Here is a 14,425-nt window from a genome sequence, read left to right on the forward strand (position 1 = left end):
ATTCAGTGGCATCACCGCGACTGCCTTCGCTGTTCGACGACAGACCGCCATGTACCAAGGCGGTCCTGTAGGAACCGACAAAGCTGGCGAGGACGGCGACGCATTTCCCCTGCCAAGCCATAAATCAAACCGGCCTGCGGCCTCTCGGGGGCTTTGCCCCCTCCCACGTCATCTGCGGTCGCCAAGGTGGGCGCAGGAGCCGGCGAAGCTGGCGAGGGCCGCGACGCATCTTACCGACCATCGGACAATCGAACCCCCAACCGCCACAAATATTCAGTAAGCTGTGCATCTTTCCATCTCCACCCTTCAACGCAGGGCACACAGCGGCTATGAAAGCAAAGGTCTTCATCGACGGCGAACACGGCACCACAGGCCTCCAGATCCGTACCCGGCTGGCCGGGCGCGACGACATCGAGGTGCTTTCGATTCCCGAGGCCGAGCGCCGCAACAAGGACCTGCGTGCCGACTACCTGCGCGCCGCCGACGTGGCCATCTTGTGCCTGCCCGATGATGCCTCCCGTGAAGCGGTTGCCCTGCTCGAAGGCCACGACAGCACGCGCATCATCGACACCTCCACCGCCTTTCGCGTGCACCCGGACTGGGCCTACGGTTTCGCCGAGCTGGAAAAAGACCAGGGCGCACGCATCGCCGCGGCCCGTGGCGTGGCCAACCCCGGCTGCTACCCCACCGGCGCCATCGCCCTGGTGCGGCCGTTGCGCGACGCCGGCTTGCTGGCGGCCGACCACGGCATCACGGTCAATGCGGTGTCCGGTTACACCGGCGGCGGCAAGCAGATGATTGCCCAGTTCGAAGACCCGGCCAACCCCGATCCCATCAGCTCCAGCCAGTTCGTGTATGGCCTGGGCCTGACCCACAAGCACGTCGCCGAGCTGGCCAAGCATGGCCGTCTGGAGCGTCGCCCGCTGTTCAGCCCCAGCGTCGCGCGGTTCCCCCAGGGCATGATCGTGCAGGTGCCGCTGTTCCTCGCCGACCTCAAGGGCAAACCGTCGCTGGCCGACGTTCACGCGGCACTGGCCGCGCACTACCAGCATCAGTCCATCGTCGAGGTGGTGTCGCTGGAGCAGAGCGCCGCGCTGACCCGCGTCGAGGCCGAAGAACTGGCGGGCCAGGACACCATGAAACTGTTCGTCTTCGGCACCCCGGGGCAGGAGCATGTGAACCTGGTGGCCCTGCTCGACAACCTCGGCAAAGGTGCCTCGGGCGCGGCGGTGCAGAACCTTGACCTGATGTTGAAAGGGGTGGCGGTTTAACCGACCGGGACCAATTCGGTCCGATATAAAGCGTGCTATGGTGAATCTTATTCTATTTAAAGTTCACCTCGGTGCGCCTTATGTCTGCTTTTTTTCCCGTATCCTGCCGTGATGCGCTCAGTCGCGCAGGCCTGCTAGTCAAGGCCCGACGCTTGGCGTTGGGCCTGCGCCAGAGCGACCTCAAGCAATCGCTAAGAGTGTCCGAACATACCCTGCGCAAGATCGAGTCCGGCTCGGAAAATGTCGACCTGCGGGCATTCATGCTGGTCTTGTGGCGGCTAGGGATTGATCGCACGGTGTTCAATGCGCTCGAAGGCATAGAGGGCAGTTCGTTGATGACGGGCTATCACCCGGTCGATACGTCCGCCACCGAGCTGACAGCCAAGCGCGTCAGGCTCAAGAAGCCCAAGGCGGAGGACTTCTGATGTCCCGGGCCCGACGGTTGGGGTGAGCGTCTTCTGCATCGGGTCTATGGTGAAGAACTGGCTCCTATCGACTTCCTGCTCAAGTCGCCGAATCGGCAAGGCGACAACGCCAGCGCCGGGCCTTGGCTCGGAGCCGGTACCCACGCTCAGGGGTCTGGCGAAGTTCGTGCAAGCTTGCGACGCGGTGTACGACCGCGATATGGCGGCTGATTCAGCGGCCCTGCTGAATATGCGCGAGCAGCGCTCAGCCTTGGGCGGCGCCCGGCCAAAGCGGACGCTGCGAGACGAGGGCATGCTGATTCTGGCCAAGCCCCGCGACCGTTTCGATCGTGATGCAACACCCAAATTTGATTGGCACGGCGTTACAGCGTACTCCCCGGCAGCTGATTCAACCGGATCTGCTGCATCGGCTCGGCCAGGATCTTCTCCAGCACCGGCATGGCATTGGTCAGGGTCGGCGCTTTCATGTGCGCTTGCAGCGCCGCCTCGTCGTCCCAGGTTTCGTAGGACACGAAGCGCGTCGGGTCTTCCAGGTCGACCAGCAGGGCGTAGGCCTGGCAGCCGGGTTCCTGCTGGAAGTGTGGCAGGGCGGCTTGCAGCAGCGTGTGCAGTTGCGCTTCCTTGCCGGGGGTGGCTTTCATGATGGCGACGAGGTTGAGGGGAGTGCTCATGGCGGCTGCGTCCTGGGGCGGTGCCGAAGTGGCGCCGTACAAGGGTGGGACCGGCGCTGCGGCGATTCGATCAATCGCGCTCGGCCGGGCGCAGCCATTCCATCAGGCCGAACAGGGCGCAGACGATCAGCAGCACCACCACCGAGGCGGCGGCCAGGGTCGGCGAGACCTGCAACAGGATGTCGTCCCACATCTGCTTGGGCAGCGTGGTCTTCAGGCCGCCACCGATGAACATGGCCACGGTCAGCTCCTCGAACGATTGCAGGAAGGCGGTCACCGCGCCGGCGCACAGGCCGCCCTTGATCAGCGGCAAGGTCACCTTGCAGAACACCCGCCATGGCGCCGCACCGAGGGTCGCGGCGGCCTGGTCGAGACGCCAGTCGTAGTGCTTGAACGTTGCCAACACCACCACGAAGGCCATCGGCAGGGCGATTACCGTGTGGCCGATGATGATGCCCAGGTTGGTCGCCACCAATGACAGGTGGGCGAACAAGTAGAACAGTGACACCGAGATGACGATGGGCGGGATGATCATCGGCAGCATGAAGATCAGGAAGGCCACGCCGCCCAGGCGGGTGCGGCTGCGCGCCAGGCCGAACGCGGCGAGGGTGGCCATGGGCAGGGTAATCATGGCGCTGGCGATACCGATACCGAACGAGCGCAGGGTGGCGCCCATCCACACCGGCGACTGCAGGTACTGGGCGAACCAGTGCAGGCTGAAGCGGGTGGGCGGGAACGAGAGGAAGGTCGACGCGGTGAAGGCCATGGGGATGAACGCGAGGATCGGCACCACCAGCACAGCAAGGGTCAGCCAGGCATAGCTGGACAGCAGCCAGCCGGCGCGGCGCGTGCCGAGCGGCCGGGCGAGGGCGTCGCAGAGGTCACCCATGATTCGCCCGATACCCATGCCCAGGCCGCGCACCAGGCCGCTGCCGGCGCGTCGGCCAGCGGTGTCTCTGGACAGCGTGGAAAGGCCGAAGGTACGGTCATAGACGAAGCAGCTGGCCAGCGCGGCCGCCACTAGCATCACGGCGATGGCGGCACCCATCTGCCAGTTCTGCAGCTGGTTGATCTGCACGATGATCAACTGGCTGAGCTGGGTGTCCCGGGTGCCGCCGAGCAGGGTGGGCACGATGAAAAAACCCAGCGATGCAATGAAGGTCAGCAGGCCTGCGGCAGCCGCACCGGGCATCGACAGCGGCAGGTAGATGCGCCAGAAGCGTTGCGGCGCGCTGGCACCGAGGGTGTCGGCGGCTTGGCCGAGGCGCTGGTCGATCTGATTCATGATCGGCAGCATCACGACTACGGCCAATGGCAGCATGGTGTGGACCATGGCGAAGATCACTGTGGCGTGCTGGAACAGCAGCTCGGCGGGCGCAAAGCCTGCGGCCACCAGCAGGTCGTTGACCACACCGTTGCGGCCGAGGAACACCAACCAGGCGAAGTTCTTCACCAGCGCGCTGGTCCAGAACGGCAGCAGCACGAACAAGGCGGTCAGGCGCTGGCGGCGCGGGCTCAGGCGCGCCAGCCAATAGGCCAGCGGGTAGCCGAGCAGCAGGCACAGCAGGGTGGTCTGCAGGGCCGCGTTGAAGGTCGAGAACAGCGTGCGGGTGTACACGCCGCCGGAGAACACCTTGTGGAAGGCGGCCAGGGTCCAGGCGCCCGAGCGCGGGTCCTTGAGGCTCACCGCCAGCAGCTGCAAGGATGGATACAGCAGAAACACCGCGAGAAACAACACGCCAGGCAGCACCAGGCACAGCGGCGTCAGTCGCCACCGACGGCCCTTGGCGGCGGCGGGCGCAGCGGTGTCCAGGGTCAGCTCGGTCATGCCCGTTCCTCGTTGTGGGTCATTGCGCGTGGCGGTTGGCCGGGCGGCTCAGGCCCAGGTGGTCGCGCAGGGTCTTGCCGGTGTATTCGCGCTTCATCAGGTCACGCTCCTGAAGGATGGGCACCACCTGTTCGACGAAGTCCTGCATCCCACCGGGCATGGTGTGGAAGATCATCATGAAGCCGTCGGCGGCGCCGCCATCGAGCCATTCCTGCATATGGTCGGCGACCTGCACGGCGGTGCCGCGGAAGGTCACGTTGCCGCGCTCGTAGCGCATGCACATCTCGCGCAGGGTGAGCTTCTCGACGCGGATCATGTTGACGATGTAGTCGAAGTAGGCGCGGTGGAAGTTGGAGGTGGCGGGGATGCGCGCTTCGGGAATCGGCTCGTCCAGCGGCAGGTCCGACAGGTCGGTCTCCAGGTCCTGGGCCAGGCGCATGCGACCGACGTCCGGGTGGATCATGCTCTGCAGGTGCTGGTACTTGGCCTCGGCTTCTTCGGCGGTGGCGCCGATCACCACCGACAGGCCGGTGAGGATTTTCAACGAATCGGCCGGGCGACCGAATTTCACCACGCGGCTTTTCAGGTCGTCGTAGAAGACCTTGCCTTTTTCTACGGTAGGGTCGGAGGCGAACACCACTTCGGCAGTGCGCGCGGCGAAGTCCTTGCCGGTTTCCGAGGCGCCGGCCTGGATGATCACCGGCTTGCCCTGGGGCGAGCGGGCGATGTTCAGGGCGCCGTTGACGGTGAAGTATTCACCTTCATGGTGCACCGGGTGCTGCTTGGCGGCGATGAAGTTGAGGCCGTTTTCGCGGTCGTTGACGAAGGCGTCGTCCTCCCACGTGTCCCAGAGCTGCTCGACCACGTCGACGAACTCGCTGGCCTTGTCGTAACGCTTGGCGTGGGGTGGCAGCTTGTCCAGGCCGAAGTTGCGCGCGGCATAGTCGTTGGCACTGGTGACCACGTTCCAGGCGGCGCGGCCGTGGCTGAGATGGTCCAGCGAGGCGAACTGGCGCGCCAGGTTGTAGGGCTCCATGAAACTGGTCGAGGCAGTGGCGCCCAGGCCGATGTGGGTGGTGGCCACGGCCAGGGCAGAGAGCAGGGTGATCGGCTCGAAGACGTTCATGAACATCGGAAAGCGGCTCCACGCGTACAGATTGTCAGTGCGTGCAGCCGGTGTGTCGGCAATGAAGAAAATATCGAAGCAGCCGCGCTCGGCCAGCCGGGCCATGGCGATGAAATGCTCGATGCTGGTGGAGGCATCGTCGAGGGTACCGGTCTGCATCCACGACGCGGGATGTGCGCCGGTGCCCTGAACCAGAGTGGCGAGGGCCATATGGCGGGGGGTGGTCATGGTTGGCTCCTGGGGCGGTCAAACAGTTGGTTGAAGATGCCGAGGGGACTAGCCCAGCATCCACTCCTGGAATCTCTCGGTAACGGCGTCATAGTTCTTGCCCCACCACACCGCATCCATCTCGCTCAGGCCCTTGATGTTCTCCGGCGAGCTGGGCAGGACCTTGGCCCGTTCCGGGGTGATGATGTCGAAGGCCTTGCGGTTGCTTGGCCCATTGGCGACCAGGCTGGAATAGGCCGCCTGGTGCTCCGGGCGCATGCAGAACTCGACGAATTTGCGCGCCAGGTCCAGGCGCGGCGTGCCCAGCGGGATCGACCAGCCATCCACTGAGTACAGGCCTTGCCAGAGAATCTCCAGCGGCGCTCCAGCGGCGATCGCGGCGTAGCCGCGGGCTGACCAGGTGTCGGAGATATCCACTTCGCCGTTCTGCAGGGTCTGGGTGTTCTGTGCGCCGGCGGTCCACCACACGGCTACGTCGTTGCGGATGGCGTCGAGCTTCTTGAAAGCGCGGTCGACGTCCAGTGGATAGAGGTCAGCCGCCGCCACGCCATCGGCCAGCAGGGCCATTTCCAGCACGCCCCACGGGCTCTTGTACAGGCCGCGACGACCGGGAAATTTCTGCGGGTTCCAGTAATCGGCCCAGCTGGCTGGGGCATTGCCGCTGAATTTTTCCCGGTTGTAGGCCATGACGATGCCGAACACCGAGAAGCCCAGCCAGTTGTTGGTGGCCATGCCCGGGAGGATGTCCGGCACCTGGGCGGCCGGCAGGTTGAGCTCGGCCAGGTAGTTCTTGGGCTGGGTCAGGCGCGCGACATGGTCCTGGGTGACCATGCTGACGTCCCATATATAGGTGTTGGCGTCCACCAGCAGCTTGAACTGGGTCACCGGGTCGGAATCGTGGGCGACGCCGATCACCTTGATGCCGGTTTCCTTCTCGAACGGGTCGTAGAATGCGCTCTTGATGGCCGGGGCCACGGCGCCGCCGACGTCGGCCACGGTGATGGTGTCGGCACCGAAGGCGCGGTTGCCGGTCCATACGGTCGGCGCGGCGATGGCAGCAGCGGTGATGCCCGCGCCCTTGATCACACTGCGCCGCGAAAAATTCCTGCTGTCTGCCATCACCGCGTTCCCCGATCAGTTGAGTTTGGTTTGTCTGTTTTCAGGCCTTGAGCGCATGGGCCTGCTGCGCCGGCCACTGCACGCCGAGCAGCGTGCCCAGCGCCAGGGGCGAGGTGCCCCCAGCCCGCCGTGCAACGATCTGGTTGCCCGAAGGCAGGCGCAGCACCACGCGGGTCTCGACCCCGGCGTAGACCGACTCGACGACCTGGCCCTGAACCATCCCCGGTACGCCCGGCAGCAGGCTGACATGCTCGGGGCGGACGATCAGCGCAACCTGCTCGCCCGGCGTGTGGCCGTGGCCGGCAGGCAGCGGCAGCAGGCCATCGGCCGACTGCAGCCGATCGGCGCCGAGCACCGTGCCTTCGATGACATTGGAAATGCCGATGAAGCGCGCCACCGCCACGCTGCCAGGGCGTTCGTACATCACCTGCGGCGTGTCGATCTGCTCGATGCGTCCGCGATGCATCAGGCAAATGCGGTCGGACAAGGCGAGGGCTTCGTCCTGGTCATGGGTGACGAAAATGATCGTCGAGCCGGTCTCGCGATGCAGGCGCTTGATCTCCATCTGCATCGACTCGCGCAACTGCCGGTCCAGCGCCGACAGCGGCTCGTCCATCAGGATCAACGACGGCTTGTAGACAAAACAGCGCGCCAGCGCGACCCGCTGCTGCTGCCCGCCGGACAGCTCGCGCGGGAAGCGCCGGTGCATGTCCTGCAGCCCGACCATGGCCAGTGCATCGCCGACCCGCTGCCTGACATCGCTGCGCGACACGCCGCGCATGTCCAGCGCGAACGAAACGTTCTCGGCCACCGTCAGGTGCGGAAACAACGCGTAATTCTGAAACACCACGCCGATGCCGCGTTGGTGCGTGGGGGTGTGAGTCTGATCCTGCCCATCGATGACGATGCGCCCGCTGGAAGGCGGCACCAGGCCGCTGATGACCTGCAGCAACGTAGTCTTGCCCGAGCCCGAAGCGCCGAGCAGGGTCAGCAGTTCGCCGCTGCGCACCTCAAGGTCCAGCGCCTGCAGGGCAGGGATATTGCCATAGCGCTTTTCCAATCGCTCCACGCGCAACTTGATCGGCGCTGGCAGCTCGCAGGCGGTCGTTTGAGCGGTTGCAAAGCGGATGTTCGATGTGCGGACCTGCATGCTCGATTCGGCCTCCCCGGCGTGCGGCATGGCGCGGCTGGAGCAGACTCCAGTCCGGTATATACAGGGGTGGTTGCAAGGGAGATGCCAGCTTGCCGGGGTGTAAGTCAGGTAGATGCTTAACTGTATGATTAAAATCGAGTTAATCGATTGCGTTAAGTGGGCGGGTTGGTTGCAAGGTGCGGATCAGAGGGTTCGCGGGGAGGGGAAGTGCACGGTTTGGGGGCGAGATATAGGGAAGGTGCCGCGTGGGGTCATTCAAGGCCGCACTTCGGGTGAACCGCCGTCAGGGTGAAGCCTGGTTCGCCACTTCCTGCGCTCAGGGCGCCGTGCCACGGGAGCCGGTCGACAGGCCGTCCCGGGTGGTCGCTTGCACGCTGGCATTGCCCTTGGCCAGATCAACCCCGACGTCGACCGCCTTGTTGATCACGAACATGCCGATGCCAATCACCAGGGTCACCAGCAGGGTCGCCCCGTAGATCTGCTTCTCGATGACTGCCAGCTTGGTTCGCGTGCTGGCGTGGTCCGCCTTGATTTCACGCACCTCGCGACCCAGCGTGCCCATCCCGGTTTCAATGCGCGATACCGCCACTTTCAGCTCGACCAGCGTCTGCACCGCCCAGCCATCGGCGATGTTCGCGCTATTGCCGGAGGCTGCGGCAGCATGGGGGTCATTCCATTCGTTGCGCATCGTCTTGCCTCCTTGGGCTGTTCATCATCGCGATAGAGACGAGTCTGCGCCAGGAAGCGGCAGCTATCCAGCCTGGATCGGGGAGAATGTGCTTCAGAAAATGACAGGTGCAGAGTGAGTTCGGGGAGCCAGGTACTGTTGGGTTTTCGAAGCGCTGGCGGTCAGCATCAGGGTACAAAAAAGCCCCGGCAGGCGAACCTGTGCGGGGCTGTCTTTTTACCTGCCGCTGGGGCGGGCATCATTGCTGTCAGGCAGAGCAGGCTGTGAGCCTTGAATTCTATGGTGCACCAGGCGGGATTCGAACCCACGACCCCTGCCTTCGGAGGGCAGTACTCTATCCAGCTGAGCTACTGGTGCAACGCGGGCGCCATGATACCCATCTACCTGCCGTGCGTCTATTGCGACGAGAGGTGGGCTATATTCCATGGGTTTACCGGTCCAACCCGAGAGCTGTTCAGAAAACGTCCAACATGCGCTATAAACACGACCGTTCTTTTTTTCGAACAGCCTATTGTTCTTTGCCCCCATAGATCCTAGGATCTCGTTTGAGATTTCAAACGCTCTTCCACAATCAAATGGGCTCCGTCCGTGCACGGGGCTGTTAAAGGAAGCCGACATGCAGCTCAAAGATTCCACCCTGTTCCGCCAGCAAGCCTATGTCGATGGTGCGTGGCTGGACGCGGACGGCGGGCAGACCATCAAGGTCAACAACCCGGCCACCGACGAAATCCTCGGCAGCGTGCCGAAAATGGGCGCCGCCGAGACTCGCCGTGCCATCGAGGCCGCCGACAAGGCCCTGCCGGCCTGGCGTGCCCTGACCGCCAAGGAGCGCTCGAACAAGCTGCGCCGCTGGTTCGAACTGATGATCGAGAACCAGGACGACCTCGGTCGCCTGATGACCCTGGAGCAGGGCAAGCCGCTGGCCGAGGCCAAGGGTGAGATCGCCTACGCCGCTTCCTTTATCGAGTGGTTTGCCGAAGAAGCCAAGCGCGTCTACGGCGACACCATTCCCGGCCACCAGCCGGACAAGCGCCTGATCGTGATCAAGCAGCCGATCGGCGTCACCGCCGCTATCACCCCGTGGAACTTTCCGGCCGCGATGATCACCCGCAAGGCCGGCCCGGCCTTGGCCGCCGGTTGCACCATGGTGCTCAAGCCGGCTTCGCAGACGCCGTTCTCGGCGCTGGCGCTGGCCGAACTGGCCGAGCGTGCGGGCATCCCCAAGGGTGTGTTCAACGTGGTCACCGGCAGCGCCGGCGACATTGGCGGCGAGCTGACGAGCAACCCGATCATCCGCAAGCTGTCGTTCACCGGCTCGACCGAGATCGGCCGTCAACTGATGGCTGAGTGCGCTCACGACATCAAGAAGGTCTCGCTGGAGCTGGGCGGCAACGCGCCCTTCATCGTGTTCGACGATGCCGACCTGGACAAGGCGGTCGAAGGTGCGATCATCTCCAAATACCGCAACAATGGCCAGACTTGCGTCTGTGCCAACCGCCTGTACGTGCAGGATTCGGTCTACGACGCGTTCGCCGAGAAGCTCAAGGTCGCCGTGGCCAAGCTGAAGATCGGCAACGGCCTGGAAGAAGGCACCACCACTGGCCCGCTGATCGACGAAAAGGCTGTGGCCAAGGTCAAGGAGCATATTGCCGACGCCTTGAGCAAGGGCGCGACTGTGCTGACCGGCGGCAAGTCGCTGCAGGGCAATTTCTTCGAGCCGACCGTACTGGTCGACGTGGCCAAGGATTCCGCCGTGGCCAAGGAAGAGACCTTCGGCCCGTTGGCGCCGCTGTTCCGCTTCAAGGACGAGGCCGAAGTGATCGCCATGGCCAACGACACCGAGTTCGGCCTGGCCTCCTACTTCTATGCTCGCGACCTGAGCCGCGTGTTCCGTGTGGCCGAAGCCCTGGAGTACGGCATGGTCGGCATCAACACCGGCCTGATCTCCAACGAGGTGGCGCCGTTTGGTGGCATCAAGGCCTCGGGCCTGGGCCGCGAAGGCTCCAAGTACGGCATCGAGGACTACCTGGAAATCAAATACCTGTGCATTTCGGTCTGACGCCGAAAGCCAACCTGTAGCGGTGCGCAGCGTCAGCAGTCGATCATCGTATGCTGCTGGCGTTTTCCCGGGCCGTTTTATCCTTGAACCACGCCGACCGATGAGCGGCGCATGAGGAATCTGCAATGAGCAACAAGACCAACGAATCATTGATGCAACGCCGTACCGCCGCCGTGCCGCGCGGGGTTGGCCAGATTCACCCGATCTTCGCCGACTCGGCGAAGAACGCTAGCGTCACCGACGTCGAAGGCCGTGAGTTCATCGACTTCGCCGGCGGCATCGCCGTACTCAACACCGGCCACGTCCACCCGAAAGTGATCGCCGCCGTCGAGGCGCAACTGCACAAGCTGACCCACACCTGCTTCCAGGTGCTGGCCTACGAGCCGTACGTCGAAGTGTGCGAAAAAATCAACGCCAAGGTGCCGGGCGACTTCGCCAAGAAGACCCTGCTGGTAACCACCGGCTCCGAAGCGGTGGAAAACGCCGTGAAGATCGCCCGTGCTGCCACCGGCCGCGCCGGCGTGATCGCCTTCACCGGCGCCTATCATGGCCGCACCATGATGACCCTGGGCCTGACCGGCAAGGTCGTGCCGTACTCGGCCGGCATGGGCCTGATGCCAGGCGGCGTGTTCCGCGCGCTGTACCCCAACGAACTGCACGGCGTGAGCGTCGACGATTCGATCGCCAGCATCGAACGCATCTTCAAGAACGATGCCGAGCCGCGTGACATCGCTGCAATCATCATCGAGCCGGTGCAGGGCGAAGGCGGCTTCTACGTCGCACCCAAGGCCTTCATGGCCCGCCTGCGCGCCCTTTGCGACCAGCACGGCATCCTGCTGATCGCCGACGAAGTGCAGACCGGCGCCGGTCGTACCGGCACCTTCTTCGCCATGGAGCAGATGGGCGTTGCGCCTGACCTGACCACCTTCGCCAAGTCCATCGCCGGCGGCTTCCCGCTGGCCGGTGTGTGTGGCAAGGCCGAGTACATGGACGCCATTGCCCCAGGCGGCCTGGGTGGCACCTATGCCGGCAGCCCGATCGCCTGCGCCGCTGCACTGGCAGTGATGGAAGTGTTCGAGGAAGAGAACCTGCTGGACCGCAGCAAGGCGGTGGGCGAGCGCCTGGTGACCGGCCTGCGCAACATTCAGGCGAAGTACCCGGTGATCGGTGATGTGCGCGCCTTGGGCGCAATGATCGCAGTCGAGCTGTTCGAAGGCGGCGACACCCACAAGCCGAACGCCGCGGCCGTCGCCCAGGTGGTGGCCAAGGCGCGCGACAAGGGTCTGATCCTGTTGTCGTGCGGTACCTATGGCAACGTATTGCGCGTGCTGGTGCCGCTGACTGCTGAAGATTCGCTGCTGGACAAAGGCCTGGCAATCATCGAGGAATGCTTCGCCGAACTGGGCTGAAGCGTGACCTGATGCAAAAAAACCCGCTTCGGCGGGTTTTTTCTTGTGTCGAAAAAGCTCAGGCCCGCTATGGTCTATAGGTAAGCACGACTGGGACAAGGAACCGAGACCCGACTTTATGGCTGCCAACTCCGCCTCACATGTGACCCGCGTGCTGATTGCCGACGCGGACGCCGGCTTGCGCAACGACCTGTCGCAGATGCTGTTGAGCATGCGTGCCGACGCCCTGGTCGACGTCTGCGCCACCGGCACCGAGGCCATGGCGCAGCTGCTGCATCATCCCGACCTGGTCATCGCCGCCCGCGAACTCAGCGGCCTGAACGGCCTCGACCTGCTGCGCAGCGTGCGCCGTGACCGCAGCAAGCCGGCGTTGCCGTTCATCCTGCTCAGCGAGCGGGTCGACACCGCCAGCGTGCGCGAGGCCGTACCCTTCGCGCCCACGGCGTTCCTGACCAAACCCCTGAACATGGACTTGCTGCGCCAGCGCCTGCAAGCGCTGCTCGAAGCCATGGAGCAGCAGGTGCCCGAAGAAGTGCCGGTGATGATGCCGGGGCTGACCCTGTCGGCCTTTCTCGAGCAGCGCCGCACCGACACCGAAGGCGCGCCGCTGATGGCCGACGTGCAGACTGCGGTGATGCGCAGCCTCAACCCCAAGGGCCTGAACCTGCGCCTGCTGGAGGAAGAGATCCGCACCGACCCGCAGATCACCGCTGTGCTGCTGGCCGCCGCCAACAGCGCCTCGGTGCACCGCGAAGCCCCCGTGCAGACCCTGCTGCAGGCGCTCGCCAAGCTGGGCGCGCTGCAGAGCGTGAACCTGGTGATGGGCCTGACCCTCAAGCGCAGCGCGCGGCTCAGCGACCCGGAGCTGGCCGCCATCGCCGAATACTATTGGGGCCTGTCACTGCACACCGCCGAGTACGGCCGCACCTTGGGACGCATGTTCGCCGTCGACGAGGAACGCTGCTACTGCGCCGGTCTGCTGCATTGTCTGGGCGACCTGGCGCTGCTGCGCTGCCTGCAGGAGTGGAAGCTGGCCGGTGGCAAGCTGGAGGAGGGCGAGGCGGCCAAGGCGCTGAAGACCTTCGGCGCCGGCTATGGCTCGGAGTTGCGCCGGCGCTGGCGCCTGCCGCTGGAGCTGCGCGAGATGATCGCCTCGATCTACAGCCTGGGCCTGGGCAGCGGCGTGTACACCCGTGACGACCTGGTGATGAACATGGCGGCCAAGCTGGCGCGGCTCAAGCCCGGCGATGAGCTCGAGACACTGGCCAAGGACAAGACCGCGCGGTTGTTGAAGCTGGGGGTGGAGGAGCTGACGCGGCTGCGTCGCACCTGAGGCATATGGCCCCGTCAGGCTGGAACGATCTGGTTCTTGCCCTGGCGCTTGGCCTGATACATGGCGGCGTCGGCCCGCGAGAACAGGCTGTCGAGCAGCTCGTCGTCAGGCCGGTAGCTGGTCAGGCCCTGGCTCACGGTCACGCCGTAAACATGGCCGTTGTGGCTGAAGCTCAGGCGCTGGATCTCGCGTTGCAGGCGCTCGGCTATCTGCTGGGCCATCTCCGGCGAGCAGCCGGGAAACACCGCTGCAAACTCCTCTCCGCCAATACGCCCGAACAGGTCGCCGCGGCGCAGTATCGCCTTGCCGCTTTCGGCGATGCGTTGCAGGACGATGTCGCCTTCCTGGTGGCCGTAGGTGTCGTTGATCAGCTTGAAGTCGTCGATGTCCAGCAGCAGGAAGGCCATGGTGGTGCCTTGCAGCCGGGCCTGCTCGAACTCGCGATGGGCGCATTCGAAGAAGTGCCGGCGGTTGCTGCTTTGCGTCAGCACGTCGGTGGTGGCCAGGCGTTGCAGTTCGCCTTCCAGGTGCTTCTTCTCGGTGATGTCTTCGGCGATGCCGACCACGATCACCCGGTCGTCGCTCTGATGGCTGATGAAACACTTGTCGCTGAGCCAACGGATCTGCCCGTCGGCGCTGATGATGCGGTATTCGCGGTCTTCGATGGAGCCCTTGACCAGTACTTCGGCCAGGCTGCGCTCGGCGTAGTCGAGGTCGTCGGGGTAGATGCTGTCGCGCCATTCGTTGTAGTCGGCCAGCAGCAGGCCGGCGGAGCGACCAAAGATGCGCTCGTAGGCCGGGCTGACGTAGATCATCTGCTGGGTTTCCCAGTCGAAGGCCCAGAGCACCGCGTTGACGCTGACCAGCAGCGAACTGAAGAGTTTTTCCCGCTCGCTGAGCCGGGCCACTTCGCCTTGGGCGTGCATCAGCGCCATCAAGGTTTCAGCGGCCTCGGGCATCTGTTCGAAGGGTAGAGATTGAGGTTTTTTATTGACCATCATCACAGAATCTCTAGGGCGAATGGGCGACAGGGGTAAACGCTCGGGGCAGCGCAACCACAGCGCGGCCCGCCGAGATTCGCGACAGAGGGTGTGATCCAAAAAACGTGTCTAAGT

12 protein-coding genes and 1 tRNA gene are annotated in these 14,425 nt (G+C 64.3%); 5 read left to right on the forward strand and 8 right to left on the reverse strand.

Features of this window, described 5'->3' with window-relative positions; genetic code table 11:
- The first annotated feature begins 329 nt into the window (after positions 1-329).
- Positions 330-1,271: an N-acetyl-gamma-glutamyl-phosphate reductase gene (argC, locus tag SFA35_RS01490; protein WP_320574426.1), complete on the forward strand. Its 942-nt coding sequence runs from the start codon at positions 330-332 to the stop codon at positions 1,269-1,271.
- 80 nt (positions 1,272-1,351) lie between these two features.
- Positions 1,352-1,696 (forward strand): helix-turn-helix domain-containing protein, encoded by a 345-nt coding sequence (locus tag SFA35_RS01495; protein ID WP_320574428.1) that lies wholly within the window; start codon positions 1,352-1,354, stop codon positions 1,694-1,696.
- Positions 1,697-2,058: 362 nt separating this feature from the next.
- Here SFA35_RS01495 and SFA35_RS01500 read toward each other — a convergent pair whose 3' ends face one another.
- The 7 genes from SFA35_RS01500 to SFA35_RS01530 form a co-directional block, all read right to left on the reverse strand.
- Entirely contained in the window at positions 2,059-2,367 is a 309-nt protein-coding gene (locus SFA35_RS01500) for a putative quinol monooxygenase (RefSeq protein ID WP_320574431.1), read from the reverse strand.
- 70 nt (positions 2,368-2,437) lie between these two features.
- Positions 2,438-4,195 carry an ABC transporter permease subunit gene (locus SFA35_RS01505; RefSeq protein ID WP_320574433.1) on the reverse strand — a complete coding sequence of 586 codons (1,758 nt, stop codon included), beginning with the start codon at positions 4,193-4,195 and terminating at the stop codon, positions 2,438-2,440.
- A gap of 19 nt (positions 4,196-4,214) precedes the next feature.
- The gene (locus SFA35_RS01510) at positions 4,215-5,549 is read right to left on the reverse strand and encodes an LLM class flavin-dependent oxidoreductase (protein ID WP_320574435.1); all 1,335 of its coding nucleotides are present in this window, start codon (positions 5,547-5,549) and stop codon (positions 4,215-4,217) included.
- 48 nt (positions 5,550-5,597) lie between these two features.
- On the reverse strand, positions 5,598-6,668 hold the full coding sequence (locus tag SFA35_RS01515) for an ABC transporter substrate-binding protein (RefSeq protein ID WP_320574437.1): 1,071 nt from the start codon (positions 6,666-6,668) through the stop codon (positions 5,598-5,600).
- A gap of 40 nt (positions 6,669-6,708) precedes the next feature.
- Positions 6,709-7,818 carry an ABC transporter ATP-binding protein gene (locus SFA35_RS01520; protein WP_320574439.1) on the reverse strand — a complete coding sequence of 370 codons (1,110 nt, stop codon included), beginning with the start codon at positions 7,816-7,818 and terminating at the stop codon, positions 6,709-6,711.
- Positions 7,819-8,137: 319 nt separating this feature from the next.
- The gene (locus tag SFA35_RS01525) at positions 8,138-8,509 is read right to left on the reverse strand and encodes a hypothetical protein (RefSeq protein WP_320574440.1); all 372 of its coding nucleotides are present in this window, start codon (positions 8,507-8,509) and stop codon (positions 8,138-8,140) included.
- Positions 8,510-8,789: 280 nt separating this feature from the next.
- Positions 8,790-8,866 (reverse strand) — tRNA-Arg (locus SFA35_RS01530).
- 259 nt (positions 8,867-9,125) lie between these two features.
- Here SFA35_RS01530 and gabD point away from each other — a divergent pair.
- The 3 genes from gabD (at position 9,126) to SFA35_RS01545 (ending at position 13,310) form a co-directional block, all read left to right on the forward strand.
- Positions 9,126-10,568 carry an NADP-dependent succinate-semialdehyde dehydrogenase gene (gene gabD / locus SFA35_RS01535; protein WP_320574442.1) on the forward strand — a complete coding sequence of 481 codons (1,443 nt, stop codon included), beginning with the start codon at positions 9,126-9,128 and terminating at the stop codon, positions 10,566-10,568.
- Between the two features lie 125 nt (positions 10,569-10,693).
- Entirely contained in the window at positions 10,694-11,977 is a 1,284-nt protein-coding gene (gene gabT, locus SFA35_RS01540) for a 4-aminobutyrate--2-oxoglutarate transaminase (RefSeq protein ID WP_320574445.1), read from the forward strand.
- A gap of 118 nt (positions 11,978-12,095) precedes the next feature.
- Entirely contained in the window at positions 12,096-13,310 is a 1,215-nt protein-coding gene (locus SFA35_RS01545) for an HDOD domain-containing protein (protein WP_320574447.1), read from the forward strand.
- Between the two features lie 14 nt (positions 13,311-13,324).
- On the opposite strand, the gene SFA35_RS01550 is transcribed toward SFA35_RS01545, so the two are convergent.
- On the reverse strand, positions 13,325-14,308 hold the full coding sequence (locus SFA35_RS01550) for a sensor domain-containing diguanylate cyclase (protein ID WP_320578792.1): 984 nt from the start codon (positions 14,306-14,308) through the stop codon (positions 13,325-13,327).
- Positions 14,309-14,425 lie beyond the last annotated feature (117 nt).

Source organism: Pseudomonas sp. HR96, from assembly GCF_034059295.1.
Lineage (GTDB): Bacteria > Pseudomonadota > Gammaproteobacteria > Pseudomonadales > Pseudomonadaceae > Aquipseudomonas.